This is a genomic window from Ruminococcus sp. MSJ-25, from assembly GCF_018917825.1.
Lineage (GTDB): Bacteria > Bacillota > Clostridia > Oscillospirales > Ruminococcaceae > Hominimerdicola > Hominimerdicola aceti.
The window spans coordinates 268,226-291,853 of sequence record NZ_JAHLPI010000017.1 but is presented as its reverse complement, the minus strand read 5'-3'; the positions used below and the strand labels follow the sequence as shown (position 1 = coordinate 291,853).

The 23,628-nt window shown below is 38.1% G+C and carries 20 protein-coding genes and 1 pseudogene; all 21 read left to right on the top strand.

Going from position 1 to position 23,628, the window contains the following annotated elements; translation table 11 throughout:
- A partial coding sequence (locus KQH97_RS08400; protein ID WP_216553780.1) for a DDE-type integrase/transposase/recombinase occupies positions 1-403 on the top strand: 403 nt, incomplete at its 5' end.
- Between the two features lie 42 nt (positions 404-445).
- Positions 446-1,138, top strand: a pseudogene (locus KQH97_RS08395) (type IV secretory system conjugative DNA transfer family protein); the annotation flags it as partial.
- 18 nt (positions 1,139-1,156) lie between these two features.
- Positions 1,157-1,516: a hypothetical protein gene (locus KQH97_RS08390; protein WP_002587808.1), complete on the top strand. Its 360-nt coding sequence runs from the start codon at positions 1,157-1,159 to the stop codon at positions 1,514-1,516.
- Positions 1,517-1,587: 71 nt separating this feature from the next.
- Positions 1,588-2,424 (top strand): hypothetical protein, encoded by an 837-nt coding sequence (locus tag KQH97_RS08385; protein ID WP_216553779.1) that lies wholly within the window; start codon positions 1,588-1,590, stop codon positions 2,422-2,424.
- Between the two features lie 15 nt (positions 2,425-2,439).
- On the top strand, positions 2,440-2,610 hold the full coding sequence (locus KQH97_RS08380) for a hypothetical protein (protein ID WP_216553778.1): 171 nt from the start codon (positions 2,440-2,442) through the stop codon (positions 2,608-2,610).
- Positions 2,607-2,894: a hypothetical protein gene (locus KQH97_RS08375; protein ID WP_216553777.1), complete on the top strand. Its 288-nt coding sequence runs from the start codon at positions 2,607-2,609 to the stop codon at positions 2,892-2,894. The genes KQH97_RS08380 and KQH97_RS08375 overlap by 4 nt, the downstream gene beginning before the upstream one ends.
- Positions 2,878-3,243: a PrgI family protein gene (locus KQH97_RS08370; protein WP_216553776.1), complete on the top strand. Its 366-nt coding sequence runs from the start codon at positions 2,878-2,880 to the stop codon at positions 3,241-3,243. The genes KQH97_RS08375 and KQH97_RS08370 overlap by 17 nt, the downstream gene beginning before the upstream one ends.
- The gene (locus KQH97_RS08365) at positions 3,236-5,569 is read left to right on the top strand and encodes a VirB4-like conjugal transfer ATPase, CD1110 family (protein ID WP_216553775.1); all 2,334 of its coding nucleotides are present in this window, start codon (positions 3,236-3,238) and stop codon (positions 5,567-5,569) included. The genes KQH97_RS08370 and KQH97_RS08365 overlap by 8 nt, the downstream gene beginning before the upstream one ends.
- Before the next feature lie 13 nt (positions 5,570-5,582).
- Positions 5,583-5,984, top strand: a complete 402-nt coding sequence (locus KQH97_RS08360) for a DUF6075 family protein (RefSeq protein WP_216553774.1) — start codon at positions 5,583-5,585, stop codon at positions 5,982-5,984.
- A 12-nt stretch (positions 5,985-5,996) separates the two neighbouring features.
- Positions 5,997-6,764 (top strand): class B sortase, encoded by a 768-nt coding sequence (srtB, locus tag KQH97_RS08355; RefSeq protein WP_216553773.1) that lies wholly within the window; start codon positions 5,997-5,999, stop codon positions 6,762-6,764.
- Between the two features lie 17 nt (positions 6,765-6,781).
- Positions 6,782-7,276, top strand: coding sequence for a hypothetical protein (locus KQH97_RS08350; RefSeq protein WP_216553772.1), 495 nt, complete (start codon positions 6,782-6,784; stop codon positions 7,274-7,276).
- A 122-nt stretch (positions 7,277-7,398) separates the two neighbouring features.
- Positions 7,399-7,845 carry a helix-turn-helix domain-containing protein gene (locus tag KQH97_RS08345; RefSeq protein ID WP_216553771.1) on the top strand — a complete coding sequence of 149 codons (447 nt, stop codon included), beginning with the start codon at positions 7,399-7,401 and terminating at the stop codon, positions 7,843-7,845.
- A gap of 15 nt (positions 7,846-7,860) precedes the next feature.
- Positions 7,861-8,076 carry a PF20097 family protein gene (locus KQH97_RS08340; RefSeq protein ID WP_216553770.1) on the top strand — a complete coding sequence of 72 codons (216 nt, stop codon included), beginning with the start codon at positions 7,861-7,863 and terminating at the stop codon, positions 8,074-8,076.
- A 76-nt stretch (positions 8,077-8,152) separates the two neighbouring features.
- Complete coding sequence (locus KQH97_RS08335; RefSeq protein ID WP_216553769.1) at positions 8,153-9,892, top strand: lysozyme family protein; 1,740 nt, start codon at positions 8,153-8,155, stop codon at positions 9,890-9,892.
- 196 nt (positions 9,893-10,088) lie between these two features.
- Positions 10,089-10,292 (top strand): helix-turn-helix transcriptional regulator, encoded by a 204-nt coding sequence (locus KQH97_RS08330; protein WP_216553768.1) that lies wholly within the window; start codon positions 10,089-10,091, stop codon positions 10,290-10,292.
- 1 nt (position 10,293) lies between these two features.
- Positions 10,294-13,035, top strand: a complete 2,742-nt coding sequence (locus tag KQH97_RS08325; protein ID WP_216553767.1) for a hypothetical protein — start codon at positions 10,294-10,296, stop codon at positions 13,033-13,035.
- Positions 13,036-13,040: 5 nt separating this feature from the next.
- On the top strand, positions 13,041-15,470 hold the full coding sequence (locus KQH97_RS08320) for a phosphoadenosine phosphosulfate reductase family protein (protein WP_216553766.1): 2,430 nt from the start codon (positions 13,041-13,043) through the stop codon (positions 15,468-15,470).
- A gap of 13 nt (positions 15,471-15,483) precedes the next feature.
- Complete coding sequence (locus KQH97_RS08315) at positions 15,484-19,668, top strand: hypothetical protein (RefSeq protein WP_216553765.1); 4,185 nt, start codon at positions 15,484-15,486, stop codon at positions 19,666-19,668.
- Between the two features lie 17 nt (positions 19,669-19,685).
- Entirely contained in the window at positions 19,686-21,974 is a 2,289-nt protein-coding gene (gene pglZ / locus KQH97_RS08310; protein WP_216553764.1) for a BREX-4 system phosphatase PglZ, read from the top strand.
- A gap of 12 nt (positions 21,975-21,986) precedes the next feature.
- Positions 21,987-23,423, top strand: a complete 1,437-nt coding sequence (brxL, locus tag KQH97_RS08305) for a BREX system Lon protease-like protein BrxL (protein ID WP_117603513.1) — start codon at positions 21,987-21,989, stop codon at positions 23,421-23,423.
- Positions 23,423-23,620 carry a hypothetical protein gene (locus tag KQH97_RS08300; RefSeq protein WP_055062752.1) on the top strand — a complete coding sequence of 66 codons (198 nt, stop codon included), beginning with the start codon at positions 23,423-23,425 and terminating at the stop codon, positions 23,618-23,620. Before brxL ends, KQH97_RS08300 begins: the two co-directional genes overlap by 1 nt.
- Positions 23,621-23,628: the final 8 nt, after the last annotated feature.

The window sequence follows — 23,628 nt, the reverse complement described above, 5'->3', positions numbered from 1 at the left end:
TAATATGAGAGCTTCGCTCTGCTGCCATACTCTTGAAAACGCAAACAAATCATATCCTGATATAAAGGGCTGTATCATCCACTCGGACAGAGGCAGTCAGTATACAAGCGAAGAGTACCGAGCTGCTGTAAAGAAATATGGGATCATTCAAAGCATGAACAGTGCCGGTGGAAGATGTCATGATAATGCACGCTGTGAAAGTATGTGGGCAAGAATGAAAGAAGAGCTGTTCTACAGCCGTGAGGACAAGCCGGAGAACTACACTATGAAAGAGTTGAAGACCATGATCTGGAGATATTTTATGAGTTACTGGGCCAACAGAAGAATCTGCACCGCCAACGGTGGTCTGCCTCCGGCAGCCCGAAGAAAGCTCTACTATGATCATATCTTTCTCGTTGCATAATTCTTGTTCGAATAAAATGTGTCAAGTGATATTGACAAAACCATGGTGTCGATTTTATATACCCAACTGTTTCAGCAGTTATTCTATGCTGCCGACCATATCCACAGAGGTTCGCTTCCCGTTCCCGTTCATTTTCTGATGGACGAATTTGCCAATGTTTCATTGCCGGATGACTTTGACAAGATACTTTCGGTAATGCGTTCCAGAGGTGTGTCGGTCAGTATCATCTTACAGAACTTGGCACAGCTTAAAGCCTTGTTTGAAAAGCAATGGGAAAGTATCGTGGGCAACTGCGATGAATTTCTGTATCTTGGCGGCAACGAGCAAAGCACACATAAATATGTGTCGGAGCTGCTTGGTAAGGAAACCATCGACACGAACACTTACGGTAAGAGTTCCGGGCGAAGCGGTAACTACTCCACCAATTATCAGATAAGCGGTCGTGAGCTTCTCACTCCGGATGAAGTTCGTATGCTGGATAACCAATATGCGATTTTATTTATCCGTGGGGAGCGACCGATTATGGATTTTAAGTACGACATCTTGAAGCACCCGAATGTGGCACTGACCACAGACGGAAAAGAAAAACCGTACAAGCACGGAGAAGTGACGATACCGCACTCATCTATTTCTGTTCTTGCTATTGACCCGGATGAGGTTGAGGAAAGCAATTACGGAGAAACCACTTATGAACTTCTGTCCGATGAGGATTTTGAAGTAGATAACAATTTTTAATCACAGGAGGAAATTACAATGAGATTTTTTAAGAAAAACACAGAAAACAAAGCAACTTCTAAACTGCCGATGACCGGAAAGGTCAAGAAAGGCTATCGTGCTTATTGTGTGGCAGTATTGGCGATGACCGTTGTACTTGGTACAGGTGTAACCGCATTTGCGGCGAACGACCCTATCACAGTTGTAAACAATCTGTCCGATTTCATTTTCGGACTTATCCGTGCAATCGGACTTATCCTGCTCGGCTTCGGTATCGTGCAGGTCGGACTTTCTTTGAAGTCCCACGACCCGTCCCAGAGAGCAAACGGTTTTCTTACTCTTGCCGGAGGTATCATCATTACTTTCGCAAAAGAAATCCTTACTCTTATCACAGGCTAAGAGACAACAGTTATCACAGGGCATACTCGGCAAAACGGGTATGCCCCATTTTTACAAGGAGGTGCGAATGAATGAGCGATAACTGGGTAGTTCAAAACCTCGAAAACGCTCTTGAAACTTGGAACGATAAATTAAGTGAGATATGGCGGCTTTTAACCACAACACCGCAGGATTTCAAAGGCGGAAGCATATGGAATGTGATGGTAACAATCAACGGAGCGGTTCAGGCAATCGGGCTTGCACTATTAGTGCTGTTCTTTGTGGTGGGAGTTGTCCGTACCTGCGGAAGCTTTACCGATGTGAAAAAGCCGGAACACGCACTGAAATTGTTTGTTCGCTTTGCCATTGCCAAAGGAGTCATAACCTACGGTATGGAGCTTATGCTTGCTTTATTCAATATCGTTCAAGGTATCATTTCAACCATTATGACATCATCGGGATTTGGAACACCGAATCAAACGACGCTCCCATCCGAAATGGTAATAACCATTGAGGACTGCGGATTCTTTGAAAGCATTCCGCTATGGGCAGTAACTTTGATAGGCGGTCTTTTTATTACGGTGTTGTCATTCATTCTGATAATGACGGTTTACGGCAGATTTTTCAAACTGTATATGTACACGGCATTAGCACCGATACCGCTATCTACCTTTGCCGGAGAACCGACGCAGAATGTGGGCAAGAGTTTTATTAAAAGCTACTGTGCGGTACTGCTTGAAGGTACAGTAATCGTGCTTGCCTGTATTATCTTCTCGCTGTTTGCATCAAGTCCACCGGTAGTAAACCCGGACGCTGCGGCAGTCACACAGGTATGGTCATATATCGGAGAACTTGTATTTAATATGCTTGTTCTTGTCGGTGCAGTGAAGATGAGCGACCGCATTATCAGAGAAATGATGGGCTTATAACGGAGGTTCAAGAAAATGAAAAACACAAACAGAACAGGTCGGCAGAAATATTTCTCTGCTGACCGTAGATGTAAAGACTGCGTGTATAACGGCGGTAAAAGAAGGGGCGAGCGTATCTGCCTTACGGATGTTTGCGTTGTGCCTTCTGTAAAACGCCAAATTCGCAGAGAAAGGAAGAACAAATGAAAACAGTACAGATATATGATTTACACCTCGTTACCGGCGAGGTTGTTCAGGCGGTTGAAGATTATGAACTTAAAGGGAAGAAAACAATTGTCAGCCTTTTTCAAAGAGCAGATGATGAGGATATTTTTCTCATTACAGATTTGCTCTTGGGTTCTTGTTATATTCCGAAAAAGAATATTGCGTATATTACAACCGGAGATGTCAGGGTTGACGCTGAACCAGACCGATTTGAAACAAATACTTGCTTGTTAAGGAGAGTGAAGAACTGTGGAAGTGAAGATTAACAGAGAAATACGAAATTACACAGAATCAATGTTTTTCGGACTGTCGCTCAGGCAGTTCATTTTTTCTGTATTTGCGTGTGGTGTGGCAGTAGGATTGTACTTCTTACTCAAACCACATCTTGGAACAGAAACGGTATCGTGGGTGTGTATTTTGGGAGCAGCACCCTTTGCGGCTCTCGGTTTTGTGAAATACAACGGAATGACAGCAGAGAAATTTATCTGGGCGTGGATTAAGTCCGAATTTCTTATGCCAAAGAAGTTGGTCTTTCACTCTACAAACACCTATTTAGAGTTGATGAAACCGAGCATTGAGAAAAAGACAAAGGAGGCTTACAAGAATAATGATTAAGACATTAAATAACATCTTTAAGCAGGATAAGGAAAATTTCGTTGTGCCAAAGGGTGTGCAGGATTGTATTCCGGTTACTGCTATCTATGATGACGGTATTTTCAGATTGGGCAAAGATAAGTATTCCAAATCCTTTAAGTTCACGGATATTAACTATGCCGTTGCCAGCCGAGAAGATAAAGAAGCGATGTTCCTTGAATATTCGGAACTGCTTAACTCTCTTGACAGTGGAGCAACCACAAAACTCACTATTAACAACAGACGACTGAACCGTTTGGACTTTGAGAAAACAATCCTTATCCCAGAAACCGGAGATGAACTGGACGAGTATCGAGAGGAATACAACAAAATGCTGCTTGATAAGGCAACGGGAGCAAATTCAACGGTGCAGGATAAGTATGTGACCATCTCCATCAATAAAAAGAATGTGGATGACGCAAGAACCTATTTTGCCCGTGTAGGTGCAGATTTGATTTCACACTTTTCACGACTTGGCAGTAAGTGTGTGGAACTTGAAACGGATGAGCGACTTCGCATTATTCACGACTTCTTCCGTGTGGGGGAAGAAACTTCATATCATTTTGATATTAAGGAAACCCGAAAGAAAGGACACGATTTTAAGGACTATATCTGCCCGGACTCTTTAGAATTTGAAAGTGATTATTTCAAAATCGGCAATCGTTATGGCAGAGTTATCTTTCTTCGTGAATATGCGTCCTATATCAAAGACAGTATGGTGGCGGAACTTACGGATATGAACCGAAATCTGATGATGTCCATTGATATTGTACCTGTTCCTACCGATGAAGCAGTCAGAGAAGCCGAAAACAGATTGCTCGGTGTAGAAACCAATATCACGAACTGGCAGAGAAAGCAGAATCAGAACAACAATTTTTCGGCTACCGTTCCATACGATATGGAACAGCAGAAAAAAGAAATGAAAGAGTTCCTTGACGACCTTACCACCCGTGACCAGAGAATGATGTTTGCAGTGCTTACGATGGTGCATACCGCAGATACCAAAGAACAGCTCGATAACGATACGGAAGCGTTGCTCACAACAGCGAGAAAACATCTTTGTCAGTTTGCCATTCTTAAATTTCAGCAGATGGACGGACTCAATACCGTTATGCCATACGGTACAAGGAAAATTGACACATTCAGAACCCTTACAACAGAGAGCCTTGCAGTGTTCATTCCGTTCAGGGTTCAGGATATTTACCACGAGAACGGTATTTACTACGGTCAGAATGTTATCAGCAAAAATATGATAATTGCCGACCGAAAACAGCTTCTTAACGGTAATTCCTTTATCCTCGGTGTATCCGGCGGCGGTAAGTCCTTTGCGGCAAAGGGAGAGATTGAAAATATTATCCTTTCTTCCGATGCCGATGTAATCATCATCGACCCGGAGAGAGAGTATTCCCACCTTGTAAATGCACTTGGTGGAGAGATTATCAATATATCCGCAACATCGAAAAACCATATCAATGCAATGGATATGAACAAGGACTATGGCGACGGAGCAAATCCTGTCATCTTGAAATCTGAGTTTATTATGTCCCTTTGCGAACAACTTATCGGCGGTACAAATCTTGGAGCAAAGCAGAAGTCCATCATTGACCGTTGTACTGCAAGCGTTTACCGCACCTATCAGCAGAACGATTACACCGGTCAGGTTCCGACCTTGCAGGATTTCAGAGATGAACTTCTCAAACAGGATGAGCCGGAAGCAAAGGAAATTGCTCTTGCTATTGAGTTGTTTACCCACGGTTCGCTGAATACTTTTGCAAAGCAGACAAATGTAGATACTCACAATCGACTTATCTGTTATGACATTCTCGACCTCGGCAAGCAGCTTATGCCTATCGGTATGCTTGTCGTCCTTGACAGTATTTTTAATCGAATCACACAGAACCGAGCAAAGGGTAAGCATACCTTTATCTTCATTGATGAAATTTACCTCTTGTTCCAGCACGAGTATTCTGCAAACTTCCTCTTTACACTCTGGAAGCGTGTAAGAAAGTACGGTGCATACGCAACAGGTATCACTCAGAATGTGGACGACCTTTTGCAGAGCCATACTGCAAGAACAATGCTTGCGAACAGCGAGTTTATCATTATGCTCAATCAGGCTTCTACCGACAGACTGGAACTTGCAAAACTTCTGAATATCTCCGACCTTCAGCTTTCGTATATCACAAATGTTGACGCAGGACACGGACTTATCAAGGTGGGCAGTTCTCTTGTACCGTTTGCAAACAAGTTCCCGAAGAATACGAAGTTGTACCGCTTGATGACGACGAAGCCCGGTGAAGGCGTGTAAGGAGGTGTTTTCTATGGCAAAAATTCAATTCAAAAACAAAGCACACAGAGATTTTGTCTTTGAAAATCTCGAAAAATGCAGGCACAATGACTGCTATCATCAGGCATTTTTCTATGTGATGGGCATTTCAGAAGAAACCAGAATGAATATAGGAAGAATGTTTGATTTTAAGAACGATTGCATTGTGCCGGAGGGGATATATGGTGGCTGGCAGACCAGTGGAACAGTCAAGGTCTGCCACCTTGCCTTTAATCTTTGGAACGGCTTCACGGAGGAGGGAAAAGAAAATCTTTTCACACCGGATGAATTGTTCTGTTGCGGATATGCTCCTTACTTTATGGAAGGTATCAAACTCAGATATCCCGAATATTGTAGAGATTTGACTCCACCTAAAAGAAAAGATATGGAAAGGTAAAGGTACAAAACGATGAATAAGAAAATGAGAATTACGGTTATATCGCTGTTAAGCGTTGTGTTTGCTGTGAGCGTTGGCTTCTTGGTCAAAGACTACTGCGACTCTAAAATGCAGGCAGAACTCTATGATAACTTGATTGAAACCGTTGAGGATACAGACGATACGGAGGATACGATGTTATATTCCGAAGATAAGAACTTTTTGCCAGACTATCAGGAACTGTATATGCAGAACAACGATATGGTAGGCTGGATAAAAGTTGAGGATACCAAAATCAACTATCCGGTTATGCAGTCAAAAGATAATCCGAATTTCTATCTAAGACACGGATTTGATAAAGGTTATACAATTTATGGTTGTCCGTATGTGCAGGAAAACTGCGATGTGGACGCTCCGTCAGATAACCTTGTTATCTACGGTCATCATATGAACGACAATTCGATGTTCGCCGGACTGATGAAATATGCGGATAAATCTTTTTGGAAAAAGCATAAAACCATTCAGTATGATACGCTGACCGAGAAAGGCAAATACGAAGTAGTGGCTGCTTTTAAGACAGAGGTATATACAGATAGACCAAACAGTTTCAGATACTATGATTTTGTTAATGCAGATACAGAAGATGATTTCAATGCGTATATTGCCAAGTGCAAGGAATTTGCTATCTATGATACAGGAGTAAATGCACAATATGGAGATAAATTGATTACGCTTTCTACCTGCGAGTATTCTCGTAACAACGGAAGAATGGTTGTCGTGGCAAAGAAAGTGGCTGAGTAAGGAGGAATAAGCCTTGTATGATTAGTTTGATAAATTTAGTGGTATTGTTCGCAGCGAAAGTTGCGGACAACGCACTTAGTACAACAAAAACAATATTGGTACAGAGAAGTCGGTGGATACTTGCAGGCATTGCGGTTATCATATCCGACTTTATTTATTTTTGGATAACGAAAAGAGTTGTTTCTGCGAATAACGAGATTGCAATGCTCGTTGTTGCCGTTGCAGGTGGTGTCGGTTGTTCTCTCGCCTGCTTTATCAATGAGAAAATGTCAAAAGACAGAACCTATGTGAATGTGATTATGTCCGATGACCTTGAAGAAATGAAGCGTTTACGAGATTTTCTCGCACAGCACCACATCACAAATGTTGCAAGCGACAGCTACACTCTTGACTGGAATGCAAAGACAATCTCTATTACCGCTTATCCCGAAACAAAAGCAGAAAGCCGATTGATTAACGAGTATATTGCCGACAGCTCGACAAAATTCAAGAGGGTGATTCAACCGACATAAAAATCTGAAATTATTCGCAATGCAACTAAATTTAACATTAAAATTATTAGTATGACAAGTTTGTATGGTGGAAACTTTAACTTCACGAAGGTATAATGTATATACAGGTGGGAGGTGAGTAAATGCTTGCTGATAATTTGGTAATGCTTCGTAATTTGAAAGGCTTGACGCAGGAACAGGTTGCCGAAGTAATCGGAATATCAAGACAATCCTATGCAAAGTGGGAACAGGGCGAAACTATTCCCGATATAGAAAAGTGCGACAAGTTGGCGAAATTTTATGGGATTTCCATAGATGCGTTAATTCATCAAAACAACACAGTCGGTCAAACAAGAATTGCCCCTGCACCAATCGGAAAACATCTTTGGGGTATGGTTACAATCGGAACTAAAGGTCAGATTGTGATTCCGAAAGCCGCAAGAGATACTTTTAATCTTAAAGAGGGAGACAGTTTAGTTGTTTTGGGAGATGATACAGAGGGTATCGCACTTATCAAATCGGTTGACTTTGAAAATAAAATACAAGAGGCTATGCGTTTAAGCCAGCAAAAAGCTGAAGAAAAAGAGTGAATGGAGGTGGAATTTATGAAGTGTCCGAATTGCGGAAAGGAAATGCGAGATGGGTATCTGTTTTGTAGTAAGGACGGTGCTTTCAGTTTTGCAAATGAAGTACCGGGTGTTTTTGAAAACGCAAAGAATGCAGATGGATTTGTTAAAATTACAGAACTGAAACCGAGTCACAGAACGAAAATCAAAGCTTCCATCTGTGAGGAATGCAGGAAGGTTGTTTTTGATTATTAAAAATTGAATAGAACACAAATTGGCAGTCTTGTAGAGATACAAGGCTGCTTTCTTTTTGTGGGGAAGGAGGTTTGATGTGGCTGATATTAAAACAAGAGATACGGTCAAAGGCACGATAAAGACCTTGGATAAAGCTGCCATTGCCGGTCAGAAAATGAAACAGGCATATATCGCCACAAAGGATAAAGCAGAACATTCGGTAAATGCAAATGAGAATACAGCAGAAGAATATGCTGCCGATAAGACGGAAGCCGGAATTGATGAAATCGCACATAAAGGAGCGTATGCTTTTGATAAAGCAGGGCGAAATAGCGTTCAAGAAACGAAGAAGAATATCAAATCTGCCAAAGACGGTATTCAACGCTTCAAACAGCAGAGAGCAGAAAAGGCGATGAATGCTCAGAAAACGCAAGGCAGACCTACAACGGTGGGTAGTTCTTCAGCACAGACTCAAACAACATCGGCAATCAGGACGCTTGAAAAGCCGGAGAAAATGGTTAAGCAGTCTGTTACTTCCACAGGTAAGAAGAATATTAAACTTGCAGGCAAGGAAGCGGCGAAAACGACACAGAGGTCTGTCAAGACTGCCGAGCATACTGCAAAGGCAAGCATTAAGACCAGTCAACAGACTGCAAAAGCCGCACAGAAAACCGCACAGGCGACGGTTAAGGCTTCACAGAAAGCGACACAGGCTGCAAAGGCGACCGCCAAAGCAACTGCAAATGCTGTGAAAGCCGCAGCTAAAGCAACGGTTGCCGCAGTAAAAGCAATCATAGCCAGTACAAAAGCATTGATTGCCGCTATCGCCGCAGGCGGTTGGATTGCGGTTGTGGTAATTCTGATTGTTGTACTGCTTGGAAGTGCTGTTGCAATGCTTGGTGGTGGAAGTGAAAGCAATACTTATACGCAGGTCAGTGCAGAGGTAGAAGCCTACGACCCATTGATACGACAGTATGCCAAGCAATACGGTATTCCTGAATATGTGAAACTGATTAAGGCAGTTATGATGCAGGAAAGTGGTGGTCGGGGACTTGACCCTATGCAGGCAGCAGAAGGCAGTTTTAACACAAGGTATCCGCATACGCCAAACGGAATCCAAGACCCGGAATATTCCATACAGTGCGGTATTCAGGAATTGAAAGCGGCACTTGATTCGGCAGAAGTTGAAAGTCCGATTGATATGGAGCGTATCAAACTTGCCTTGCAAGGCTACAACTTCGGTAACGGATATATCTCTTGGGCAAAATCAAAGTATGGAGGTTATTCTTATGCCAATGCAGTGGAGTTTTCCACTGAACAGGCACAAAGGCTTGGTTGGGATAGTTACGGAGATACTCAATATCCGGCTCACGTTCTGAGATATTATCCATACGGACGAGCATTTACTGCCGGAAGCAATCAGGCGATTGTGGAGGTTGCTCTGACTCAGCTTGGCAATGAGGGCGGACAACCTTATTGGAGTTGGTACGGTTTTGACAGTCGAGTGGAATGGTGTGCCTGCTTTGTATCTTGGTGTGCCGACCAGTGCGGTTATATCGACAGTGGACTCATTCCAAAATTCTCAGGCTGTGTTGACGGAGCAAATTGGTTCAAGTCGAACAACGGATGGTACGACCGAAACTATGAACCAAAAGCCGGAGATATTATCTTCTTTGACTGGGAGGGCGACGGAACAACCGACCACGTTGGTATTGTTGAGAAATGCGAAAACGGTACGGTTTACACCGTTGAAGGTAATTCAAGCGACGCTTGTAAGCAAAGACAATACACAGTCGGAAGTAGTAGCATTTACGGTTACGGTGTTCCGGCATATTAAAAAGATGGCTGCTCGTTTGAGTAGCCATCGGGTACATTTTTTTCAATATAATACAGAGGTGTTAAAAAATATCGACACATAACCGATTACAGAGTGCGAATAGTTACGTTCATCTTGAAAATATGAATTGTTTGTGGTATAATGAAATGAGTATAACTGTAACAATGAAAATCGGTAGAATAAAGGAGAGTTACAGATGAAAATCAGCTATAACAAACTTCAGAAACTTATGATTGATAATCAGATGAAAAGGCAGGATTTAATGCGTGCGGCAGAGATTTCTTCATCTGTTGCAACAAAGTTAAATAAGAATGAGACAGTCTCTCTCGATGTTTTGATGAGAATATGTAAGGTGTTCCATTGTGATATCGGGGATATTTGTCAAATTATAGAGGATTGATATGACAGTTCGGATAGGATGGGACGAGTATGAAGTAGCATTGTTGATAGATGCTTGTAACAGAATTCGTGACAATAAAATTGATAAAGCAGAGTGCGTACATAAATTATCAAATTTGCTTAGACAACGTGCAAAAGCAAATGGGATTAACATAGATGAAGTGTTTCGCAATGAAAACGGAATTGCGCTTCAGATGACAAAAATGGAGTATCTCTTGACAGATGGGAAAAAAGGCTTACCGGGAGCTAGTAAATTATATATTGAAATGGCAAAAATGAGCAAATTAAATTCAGATGAATTTGAGAAAATACTCATACTTGCAAAAGAACAAATAGGATACAAGGAGGCTATGAATAATATGAATACAAGGGAAAAATTTATTCAATGGCTTTCATCTAATCCAATAAGCAAATATAGTTCTAATACAATAGTTAATGCACTTGATGAAGGTTCGGAGTATTGCTGCTCTCGTAGCTTGAGCAAAGTGAGCTTTTGGAATATGAATAATAAAAATGAATTTATAACCGTTGCATCAAAGCTCCTTGGAATGAAAATATATAGGTTGATGCATAAAAAGACAGCAATTGTTCTTGATAAAGCAGTACCTTTATATAAGCAATTTTTGCAGCAAAGCGAAAAGAGGTCTGGCATAAAGCTTTCTGATGTAGAAATCTCAACAGAGGATTCAGGCGACAATGTTGAAGCTAAAGATAACCAAAGTTCGGACAGTAAATATTCCAAAATCTATCAGAAACTTTATTATATTTCCAAGGTATACGATGACCCCAATGGAATGACTTTAGAAAAAATAATGTCCATGTTAGGCAATGGTACGGATGAGAAATTGGTAATAAGTATTCTAAATAATGTATCTTGGGCAACAAAATTGGCGGATGATATTTATTCGTTTGGGAAAAATGCCAATTCAGTTTTACGGGAGCAGGTACAACTATATAAGATAGAAGAAAAGGACATAGTTACAGATGGTCAATTTTTCGACTTTTTGTATAATTATGAGAAAATGGCAGAAGCTTCGTGCCGAAGTTATGTTTCAGCAATAAGAACAGCCGAGGAATATGCAAAAAATCATAATTATGCCTCGCACATGATTTATGATTGTGGTTTTGAAGACGCATCAACGCTGATTCGAGAGCTCATGGGAGATAATGAGTTTCTGGAGTTTAATGTTAAGCAGCATAACCGATTTAGAGCAGCATTTAAGAAATACTTAAAAATGGGAGGTCAACTTCCTGCAAAAGAAAGAAAATCTTTATCAGTGAAAAAAGCATCACTTCCGGTTGCTAATGAGATTGAAAAAGTACAGCCGAAAGATTTTGATAAGTCAAAATTTGAAATCACTCTTTTAAGACGATACCGCAACGGAATGCAATTTGATTCTATTGATTTTGAGAATTTCAGAGAAATGTATGATGCACTTTTTGACGAAACTCTCACTTTTGATGATGAAGCCTTGGAAGAAAGATTGCGTTATTGTGGAGTGCTATATAAAGACAGACTTTTTCCTGCTGAGGGAATAATTGATAACAACACAAAGGAAACTTTGTTCGCATACATTGATAACTGCTTCTCCACTGGGAAGTCGGTGCTTTATTATAAGGCAATTTATCAGGATTTATCAGATGCTTTTGCAAGTTGCTTTACACTGGCAGACGAAAAAATGTTGAAAGCTTATATTGAGTATTCGGCTGAGAAAGATAAATATTATTATTTTTCAGATTATATGTCGGTTGATAGAAATGTAAAAATTGACCACACAGAGGAAATTGAAGAATATTTTCTTTCCGCCGGTAAACCAATGAGACTTGATGATGTTTTTAGCACATTATCACATATCCCACAAGAACGAGTTGACAGAATCATTAAAACGGATTCTCGATTTTTACGAAATTCTAAGGGCGAGTATTTTCATACAGATATTTTTGAAATCACTGATGATGAACTGGAGAATATTGCAGAGATTATTGAGGGTTTTATCAGTGAGGACGAATATGCAATTTGGACGAATGTCTGGAATATGATTCAAGATAAATTTCCATTATTTGTTGAAAATAATCTGTACCTTTCAGGTCTTGGAATTAGAAATGCAATCGAACAACGATTTAGCGGAAGGTTTCGTTTTGAAGGTGCTGTTATCAGCCTGCCAAAAGACAGTTTTTCTATGAGAGATGTATATCAGTTGTATGCTAAACATCATGCAGAGTTTACAGCAGACGAAATATATATACTTTCAAAAGAATTAGATACTGTAATTTATTTCGACGCTTTATCAGAAGTTTCAGTGCGAGTCAGTCACGATTTATTTGTCTCAAAAAAACGGATAAATTTTGATGTGGATTCAGTCGATAAAGTTATTGAGAGCTTTATGTCAAAGGATTACATCAGAATTCGTGAGATAGACTCTTTCCTTGCATTCCCATCTGTTGGATATGAATGGAATGAGTATATGTTAGAGAGCTTTTTGATTTCATATAGCAAAAAGTTTGTACTTTTGAATAATGGACAATCCCTGCACAATGTGGCAGGAGCTATTGTTAAAAAAGATGGAAAAATTAAAGAATTTGAGGATGCTTGTGCAGCAGTGCTTTCTGAAAGCCGAATTGAATTAAAGAAAAGCGAAGCACTGAATTATCTTGCAGATGTTAATATGATTACAAGGCGTAGTTATAAGGACTTAGATACTGCTATGCGGAAAGCAACACAAATTCGGAACAGGAAGGAATAAACAGGATGTATGCATACGAATGGGATAGTTCTACCGGTGGTTATATATTAACCCCAATGCCACTGGCATTTTCAAAGGAACCCAGACCCGTTTATTATAAAGAACTTGATATTTTAGGGTTTGATAAATATTGGGATTATGATAAAAATGACAGTTTCCCATATATGTGGGCAGAAGCCAATAATTATTATTATCGAGGAAGACTCGTTGCAAAAACCAAGGGAGGCTCTCTTTATACACCTCCGGAATTAGTTCTTATTGAAGACCCGGAGCCGGAAGGTTATCCTCTTCGATTTGTTGATATACCTGCTATGGTCGATAAGAATCGACAGTTAATGGAGCAGCTTGTACAGGAAACTATAAAGAAAATATATAATACTTTTATTGAGTATCAAGACAAGGTGGATGTTTTTTATGTAGCTTTTTCTGGTGGTAAGGACAGTGTCGTTGCCTTGGATTTGGTTCAAAGAGCACTTCCTCATAACTGCTTTAAGGTGTTATTTGGGGATACTGGAATGGAATTCCCCGATACATATGAGACTGTTGAAAAAATAAAACAAATTTGTGCTGAAGAAAAAATTGAGTTTTTGCAGGCAAAATCAAAATTAAAACCTGAGAATACATGGCAAATCTTTGGACCGCCAGCTGTAACAATACGTTGGTGTTGTAGTGTGCATAAAACTACGCCGCAGATAATGCAACTTAGAGAAGTTTTACAAAAACCTGATTTTACTGGTATGGCATTCACTGGTGTTCGTGGAGATGAAAGCTTATCTAGAAGTGAGTATGATGCAATCAGTTATGGAGGTAAGCATTCTGGGCAATATAGCTGTCATCCTATTCTGGAATGGAACACGGCAGAACTTTTTCTATACATATATGAAAATGGCTTGACCTTTAATAATGCATATAAAAAAGGTAATACAAGAGCTGGCTGCCTTGTTTGCCCTATGTCTCAAGGGAAACATGATTACATGAAGTATAAAAATTATCCCGATGATACAGACTTGTTTATCAATAAAATAATAACTACTAGTGGAAAAAACTTCTCAAAGGAAAATTATGATAGGTTTGTCGAACAAGGATACTGGCGTACCAGAAAAAGTGGCAGAGAATTAAATTTCGGTCATGATAAGCATGTGTTTGAAATAGTCAAGGGACAAAATGTTATAACTGTACAGAAAAAGAATGAATACTGGAAAGAATGGGCAAAGACTATTGGTCAGGTTACTAGTTTGGGGGATGGTGAATTTAGCATAGCATATGAGGGAAAATCTTATGCAATTCGTACTATAAGTACTCAAGAAGGTGGAGAGCAATTTACGTTTCCTAATATTGAAAATAGTAAATCAGATATAAAATTTTTGTCGCTTTTTAAGAGTGTGATTATAAAGAGCGTTTATTGTGTTAATTGTGGGTATTGTGCAGCCGAATGTAAAAGTGGTTGTATTGATATGGCAAATGGAGTGCATATTTCAAATCAGTGTAAGCATTGCTTTAGCTGCCACGATATATATTCTCATTGTTTGAGATATAACTCTATAAAAAATAGAATAGGAGCAAAGGTCATGACTGGACTTGATAGATATTATAGCTTTGGTATTAAAGAAAATTGGTTGAGAGTGTACTTTGACTATGAGGGAACGTCATCGTTTTGGAAATCAGATGGAGATGGCGAAGTGCCAAATAAGAAAAAGGATGCATTTTTAAATTTTGTTAAAGATGCGGGATTGGTAGACGAAGATAAATCCTTGAAAGGAAAAGAGTATAAGTATATAAAATATAAACCGAACAAGTTCGCAGAAAAAATGTTTTCTCTTGGAGTAGATGATGAGAGTATGTGGGCTTATCTAATGTGTAACCTAGTATATGCAGAGGATTCAGAAGAGTTTAGATGGTTTATAAAGAATATACCTTTCAGTGAGACATCAACACCAGAGTCTATAAAACTTAGATTAGACGAAGTCATGGAAAATGATAAATCTGGTTTAGGAAAGAGAAATATTTGTGATGCACTTAAATCGTTTTTGATTAAGACACCGTTTGGAAAGCAACTTGGTCTTGGTAGTGTTATAGATTATGAAGAGAAAGTATCCTCAAACGGAAGAGAAACTATTACATTGAATTATTTTGTTAGAGGTTCATGGAAAAATCCAGACGAAAAAGTGATACTATATGCACTTTATAAATTTGCTGAGGCATGCGGAAATTATAGACAGTTCACATTAACCAGATTACTTGATACATCTGTTGAAAGTGCTGGAATTAGTCCAACACAGATTTTTGGATTGAACCGAGAAACAATGGAGAAAATCCTGAATGGTCTTACATTTAATTATCCTGATTTGATTGAAGCAAGATTTACGCTTGGTTTGGATAATATTACACTCAAAAGTGATAAGACGGCGAATGAAATTTTAAACGAGCTGTTCTGAGGAGGAAAAGAGAATGAGTTACAGAGAGTATTTTGATATCGACCCGGAGTATTTTCCACAGGTAGATAAGAAAATAATAGAGGAACAGCCGGATTTGTGGAAAAAATTCTACCCACATCCTACGTTCATTAAGCTATTGAAGTCAATGGTAGATGTTCTATCACGCAAGCAGAAATTATCGGTATGGGTTGACGGTGCATATGGTACGGGTAAATCTCATGCTGTTCTGACATTAAAGAAACTCACTGAGGCTTCAGACGAGGAAACAAATGCATACTTTGAACGTTATAATCTTGATAATTTTCTTTGTCAAAAACTGATTGCACAGAAAAAAGAAGGTAAAATTCTTGTTTGTCATCGTTATGGCTCATCTGATATTCAAAGTGATACGGATTTGGTTGTTGCTATTCAGGAGGGTGTAGAGAAAGCATTGGCTGATGCGGGAATTGAAAATGTAGCCAGTACTTCTTTGAAGAATTCGCTTATTAGATATTTTGAAGATGAAGAAAATAAGCAGAGTTTTGACATTTATGCTAAGGGTAAATATCAGACAGTGTTGAACGGAGATACTGCGGATAGTATTCTTGAAAAATTAAGAAATTTCAAGGAAGAAGCTTTGAATACTTTGGTTAAAAAAGTGTTTAAAGTTCCGGTTGTAAAGGGAAGCTTTTCCATGACTACAGGGGAACTTTGCGATTGGATACGTGAAATTATCGAAAAGAATAACCTTAAGGAACTTGTATTCATTTGGGATGAATTTTCAGAGTATTTTGAGAATAACATGCATCATCTTACTGGTTTTCAGCAGGTTGCAGAGCTTGCTGCTACGGCACCGTTCTGTCTTTTGATTGTTACACATAAAGCTGAAGGCTATTTTTCTGATGGAGACCCAGATAAGCGAAAAATCCTCGACAGATTTGTTTCGCCAATTCACATTTCATTGCCTGAAAATATAGCTTTTGAATTGATGCATGAGGCATTGAAGGTAACAGATGATGTTGATAAAGCTGCGAAATGGGAGAAGCACAGGAAAAGTTTAGAAGACCGTACTATGCAGAGCCGTTCTGCTGTAAGTAAAAAAATTGGTTTAACGGACAAGGATTTAAGTAATGTTTTGCCGATTCATCCTTATGCAGCCCTTATATTGCAGCATATTTCAATTTACTACACATCTACAGCCCGTAGTATGTTCAATTTTATTAAAAATGATGAAGGCGAAGATGTTAAAGCATTTCAGTGGTTTATTGACAGATATGATTTTAGTTCTCAAAATCCATTTGTCACGATTGATATGTTATGGAATTTCTTTTATGAAACAGGTAGTCAGAAATTGGCTGATGGCATAAGAGAGGTTTTAAGCTGTTATACTCAGAAAATGGATAAGGAGCTTATGGAAGATGAAAAGCGTGTACTCAAGGTTATCTTGTTACTTCAGGCTATATCTGAAAGAATGAGTGGTAACCGTGATATTTTTCTTCCAAATAACAAAAATTTGACACTTGCGTTCGAGGGCACTGACCTTGAATTTACGGCACAAAATATTGCAAAGAAACTTTTGAACGACCATGTAGTAACTAGAACGCCTTTGACTGGCGATGTATTCTCGTATTGCTGCAAAAACATGGGACCGAGTGTAGACCCGGGTCCATTCATTGCTCAAGCTAAAGGTAAATCTACAAAAGATATGTCATTTATGGCAGGTAGTAATTTGCGTACTACTATTGAATTTACGGGCGCATTAAAGCTCCGTTATTCATTGGTATATGCTACACTTTCTGATTTTGATAGTGAAATTAAAAAGGCAAACAATCCAAGTGTAACTAATAACAAACTTTATGCCGTTGCAACTATTGGCAGAGATTCGTCTGAAAGCGGTGCATTAAAGAAAAAGATAGAGAATTTCTTTGTGAATAATCCTGAATCAAATGCAATTGTAATCGATAGTTCAACATGTGTTCTCGGTGAAGGCGAGTATAATGAGTTTGTTGAAAACTATGCCATGTCTCTTGCAATCGGAAACAGCGATTTAGACCAGAGAAAGACATACGAGGGATACGCTATCGAGGTGCTTTCAAATTGGGCGAAGAGAATTAAAGGCGGCGATTTCTATGTCTACTCTCGCTATGCAACAAATGGAGAACGAGTGACGAATATCCAGGATTTGTTTATCTATCTGCTTGATATAGATAAATTCCATTACCCACAATGTCTTGAGGGTGCTTATACATGTGTTCTGAATACAATGTATGATGCCAATTCATTGGGAAATGGTGCAACATGTGGTATTAACGAAGAAACAAAAGGGACATTCCGTTCCGGTAATGAAGCAACTAAACTTGAAAATGCTCTGAAGGGTGCATGGAAAGTTCCAGAATATTGGAATAACTCTCATTCTTATATTGCAGATTTGAAGAAAACGGTAGATGAGTTTATTAACGAAACTTTTAATAAAAGTGACCGTATTTCTATTGCTTCAATATATGAGATGCTGAAAGCAGAACCATACGGATTTATGCCTTGTAACCTGACGGCTTTTATTCTTGGATTTATTTTAAAGGAATACACGAAAGGCGTTTATTCTTACAGTGACAATTTAACAACCGTACCGTTAGATGCGGAAAAGCTTGCCAGTATGATTTCTGAAATTATTAAGCAGGACAATACGCCGGAAAAACGTTATAAAGATAAGTTTATCGTAACATTGACGGAAGAAGAACGTGCCTTTAACAAGGCTACATCAGTTGCTTTCGATATTCCAGAAATGTATTGTGTTTCTGTTACGGAAACAAGGTCACGAATCCGAGAGCAGATGAAAGGTTTTTCCTTCCCTATTTGGGTAATCAAGTATGTGCTTGACGATAAGACTTTTAAGACAGATAAAGATGTTGTTTCAAAACTTATTGACAACTATTGTGGCATTGCGAATAACAAGAACATGGAAGGCGAGAAGTCTGATAATGACATTGCTCTTACCATTGGAAAATTATGCTTAGATAATGATGGCGTTGTAGATGACTTGAAGAGTATACTCACAAAAGACAATTGCAAATCTGGTATGCTTGAGTATTTAAAATTATACGATGGAGGAAAACTTCCTGCTGTTGCTGAAAAAATCAATGACGGCGGTCAGTATATCAATCAGTTGCAATACAAATTCAGCTCAGATGCTGCCAATTGGGTATGGAATACAGATACAGTCAATGCAAAAATAGATGAGCTTATTTGTGAATATGAAATTATTGAAATAAGCAATGGTGTTTTATCTAAAAATGCAACCTATATGGAAGCGATTCGTGCATGGGTTGATAAGATTGGTCAGATTCGATTAGCTTATTCAATGATTAAAAATGAGCTTGGCGATAGCAAAGCTTTTTATGAGATGCTTTACAACTTGTATAAGCAAAGAAATCTTCTTGATTCACAAAAGAAGCCATTCCTTGATTTACTTCGTGAGAATATAGAAAACTTTAAATATTTTATGGGCTCACAGAGCAGCTTATTTATTAAAGCGTGTAGTTTCTATTTAGACGACCTTTCAGAAGAAGATGTTAAATCCATTCTTGATGATGATACATATGGATTTGGAGGTTCTTATTTACTTGAGCGAGATAAGTATACCGACAAGGTTCAAAAAGCAGTTGATTTATATAAGAATGCTCAGTTGTATACTCAACTCAAAAAGAAATGGAACGATTTGACCGGTACTGATTCACCATATATGTGGTCGAATAAGTATCATATGCCTATCCTTGCCATGGTTCCCGATGATGAAGTCTCAACAGCAAGAAAGGTATTTGGAGCTATAAATTCTAAAACTAAAGATGAGCGTACCATTACAACAGCACTAGACTATCTCGATAAAATGATCTATGTACAGAAATTGAATAATAAAGAAGATAGAGATAAAGCATTTAGAGATGTTTTCCTTGAAGAGTTCTCTGAATTGTTTGATGATGTTGATGAAGTTAGAACTTACCTTCAGAACCATATCTCAGATTCGCCGTATCATTGGCTTGGAAATAAAGCGGTTACAGCAAAGATTAAGACGATGGCTAATGCAAAATATAATGAGTCAGGGTATGGAAAAGCAAAAAAAGTAATAGACGAAATGCCAGCTGAACAGGTAAAAGAATATCTGAAGAAAATGATTGAAGATAATTTTGTTGTTGGGTTGGAAATCATAAAGAAACAAAAGTGATTCGGAGGATAAAACATATGAATCTGGATGACACAAAAAAGAGAGTTCAAAAATATCTGAACTCTAATAAAAGATATCCTTTGATTGTTGATGTTCAAACAAGGGAAGATTTAGCAAATATAGCAGAATATTTTAAGGTGGGTAGTAATAAGTTCCCGTCTATAGAGGAGTTTTGCAATCAAGATGAGGCAATAAAACTGGATGAGTTATACGCATCTGTATCAAGTAACAGTGGTAATACATTTATAACCGGATTGTCTGGATTCCTTATGCTATTTGGAGAAAATGTGGCAAAGCAGGCTTTAAAAACACTGATTACAACAAGCATTTCTGGTCATGTTGTAATTATTACCTATCAATGTGAGAAATATCTCAGATTTACAGATCCTAGAATATCTGAGAGCGGAAGATTGGTTATCGTTGATGGAAATCCTGACAATATTTGCAATATAAATTTCATTTCTCCGACACTCTCCGATATTTTTACGGATTCATATAGTGGGATACAGAACATTGGAACAGCCATAGATAGTTGCTTCAACAGAGATGCATATATTGCAACAGCAATAGATAAAAGCTCTTTTGCTGAATCAGTCTTTCATATTTCACAAGTAAATAATAGTTATGATATTCTCCGAAATAAAGATTCAAGAACAGGAATTGTTCCTCAAGCATGTGGATTGCCGGAACAATGGGATTACGTGCTCCATCAAATGGGAAAATCAGGAACGTGGACTACGGTTATTGTAGACAATTTTGGGTCAGAAAATAATCTTTTACATGTAATGAGCGAATATCCGAAATTTGACGTTGAAAAGAGATGGCTTTATTATGTTGCACTTTTGATTTGCGGTGTTAAGAATAATGATTACCTTAAACTTGCGTTAAATAAGACGTCAAAATCTAGTGAATTGATAAAGAATATTTTTCGGTCTGTACTTGATATTGATTGGAAGAGTGAAAACTATCAGAAATTGTATAGGCAAAGAAAATGTTTAATTAGTGAGCTGAAAAAGCCATTGCCTGAGACTATAGATTTTTGTAAAATTTTATCAACCAAAGGAGAAGATGAAATTTACTATCTGACAGATTTAACACAACCGGAAAAAGAAAAAATCATCAAATGGCTTAGCAATTATGGTGTGAAGTATTCAAAGGATGAATTGATTTCTATTTTGATGAATGTCTATCCCGATTTAGCGTATTATTTGTCAAGTTATAGATATAGAAATGAATTTTTGAATACCTATTTTGAGAATTACAAATATCAAAAGATAACAAATCGTATTCTGCCATCTTTTGATAAAGTTGTTGAAGAGCAGGCGATAAAAATGGATTTTGTTACAATCTTAAAACCACGTACAGCCTATGTAGATAAACTTGATACACAAAATGCACAAGTATTTTTTGTTGATGCAATGGGAGTTGAATACTTAAGCTTTATTCAACAGAAGTGTAGCGAATACGGACTTTCAGCAAATATATCTTGTGCAAGATGCGAGTTGCCCTCATTAACTGTATTTAACAAGGAATTTATAGATGTGTTAAAAGATAAAGGATGTCCAATATCAGATATAAAGGATTTAGATGATATTAAGCATCATGGCAAAGATAGCTTCGACTATGAGAAAGAAAAAACACCAATTTACCTCATAAAAGAGCTCGAAATAATAGATGATTTATTGACGAAAATTAAAGCAAGCATACTTGCTGGGTCATATAATAAAGCAATTATTATTTCTGACCATGGTGCCAGCCGACTTGCTGTTCTTCATGAAACTGAAAATATATGGAATATGGAGACAAAAGGCGAGCATTCAGGAAGATGTTGCAAGATAAGTGAAATTGACGATAAACCAGATTTTGCAATTGAAGAGTCTGGATACTGGATTCTGGCGAATTATGACAGATTTAGGGGAAGCCGACGTGCAAATGTAGAAGTACACGGTGGAGCTTCTATGGAGGAAGTTGCGGTTCCAATTATTGAAATTACACAAAAAGCATCTAATATAGAAGCCTTTATTGTCGATGAATCAAGAGTTTTAACATTAGGTGCAAAGGAATACGCAATCATTAAAATTTATGTTGGAATTAGAAGTGATAATATTTCCATTAAATTGGATGGTAATTATTACAATGCTGAAGAAACTGCTGAACCTTATATATACAGCGTAGAACTGAAAAATTACAGCAAAAAAGGCAAGTTTTCTATTGATATCCTTGATGGTGCTAGTGTTCTCGCATCTGGACAGCAGTTTGAAATTGAGAAAAAGGGAATGTCACAGAATAATATGTTCGATTTTTAGAGGTAAAAATAAATGACTGATAAACTTAGAGACTATTTTGATGAAATGGTTGTTTATAAAGATTTAAAAAATAATAATTTCTTTTCTTCTCTTGGACTTCCTGCATTTTTAAGAGATTATCTTTTGAAAATGTTCAGCGATGATTTTGGAAATTTTGATGTAGATGAAGTTTCTGCATTTGTTAAGAAGTTCATACCCAAAAAAGAGGATTGGATGAGTATAAAAAATAAAATCATCTATGAGAATGAAAGTGTTCAAATCCTGACAAAAATTTCCGTAGATATCAATATAAAGACCGGAGAAATATCATTTGCTATTCCTGATTTTGGAGTTACTGAAAAAGAAACTTTGATTGAACCGGCTATTTGGGATGTCTATAAAGAAGATTTGATAAATACAGGAGAAACTTGGGGGATTATAAAATTAGGATATCGTCCACCTGACGATACAGTAAAGCCAAAGATTCCGGGAAAAATAAAGTTGACTGGTTTCAAGAATTTCCGCCCTTATACGGTAGATGTTGAGTATTTTAAAGAAATGAGGTCAAACTTTGAAACGGATGAATGGATAGATATCTTATTAGGAGCTATCGACTATAATGCTGACGGATATGAAACGAAACTTCAAAAGCTGACGATGCTTACTAGATTATTGCCGTTTGTAGAGAAAAGAATAAACCTTATTGAACTAGCTCCTAAGGGAACTGGAAAAAGCTATGTTTTTGGTCATATCAGTAAAAACGGCTTGCTGACAGACGGTGGAAAAGTTACCCGTTCGAAAATGTTTTATGATGCTAACAGAAGAAAACCGGGTTATATTTGTGGTCCGGATTATGTAGCGATTGATGAAGTAAAGCTTGTAAATTTCGGCGATGAAAATGAAATGCGTTCCATACTTCAAGGATATCTTGAGTACGGTACATTTAATTCCAATGGCTATAATGGAGAATCGGATGCTGGTGTGGTATTCCTTGGCAATATAAAAGAAGAAAACATGGATGAGTATGGCTATATGTTAGGAGAATTACCTACGTTGTTTCAGGAAACGGCACTTCTTGACCGTATTCACGGATTCGTTAAAGGGTGGGATATACCTAGAATGAATGATGGTCTTAAACTGACCGGATGGGCACTTAACTCTGAATATTTCTGCTCTATTCTTCATGAACTCAGAAATGATATGAGTTATCGTGCCATTGTGGAAAAGATTGTAGAAGTTCCCGAGCATGCGGATACTCGGGATACAGAGGCAATTAAGAGATTGGCAACTGCATATTTAAAGCTGCTGTTTCCAAATGTTAGAAATGAGTTTGATGTTGACAAGATGGAATTTAGAGACTACTGTTTAACGCCAGCTATGAAAATGCGAAGAATTATCAAACTTCAGCAAGGCATGATTGACAGTGAATATAAAAATAAAGATGTTCCATGTTTAATGGTGAGAGAATAATGAGTAAAGAGTGCATTGCTTGTGGAAAAAAGCAATTGGATAAAGATACTGTAGGCATAAACAAAAAGCTTCTTGGAAAAGACATTGCCAATTTTTATTGTATGGACTGTTTGGCTGATTTTTTAGGATGTACTGTTGATGATTTGCTGGACAAAATAGAAGAATTTAAGGATGAAGGGTGTACACTTTTTAAGTGAGGAATAGC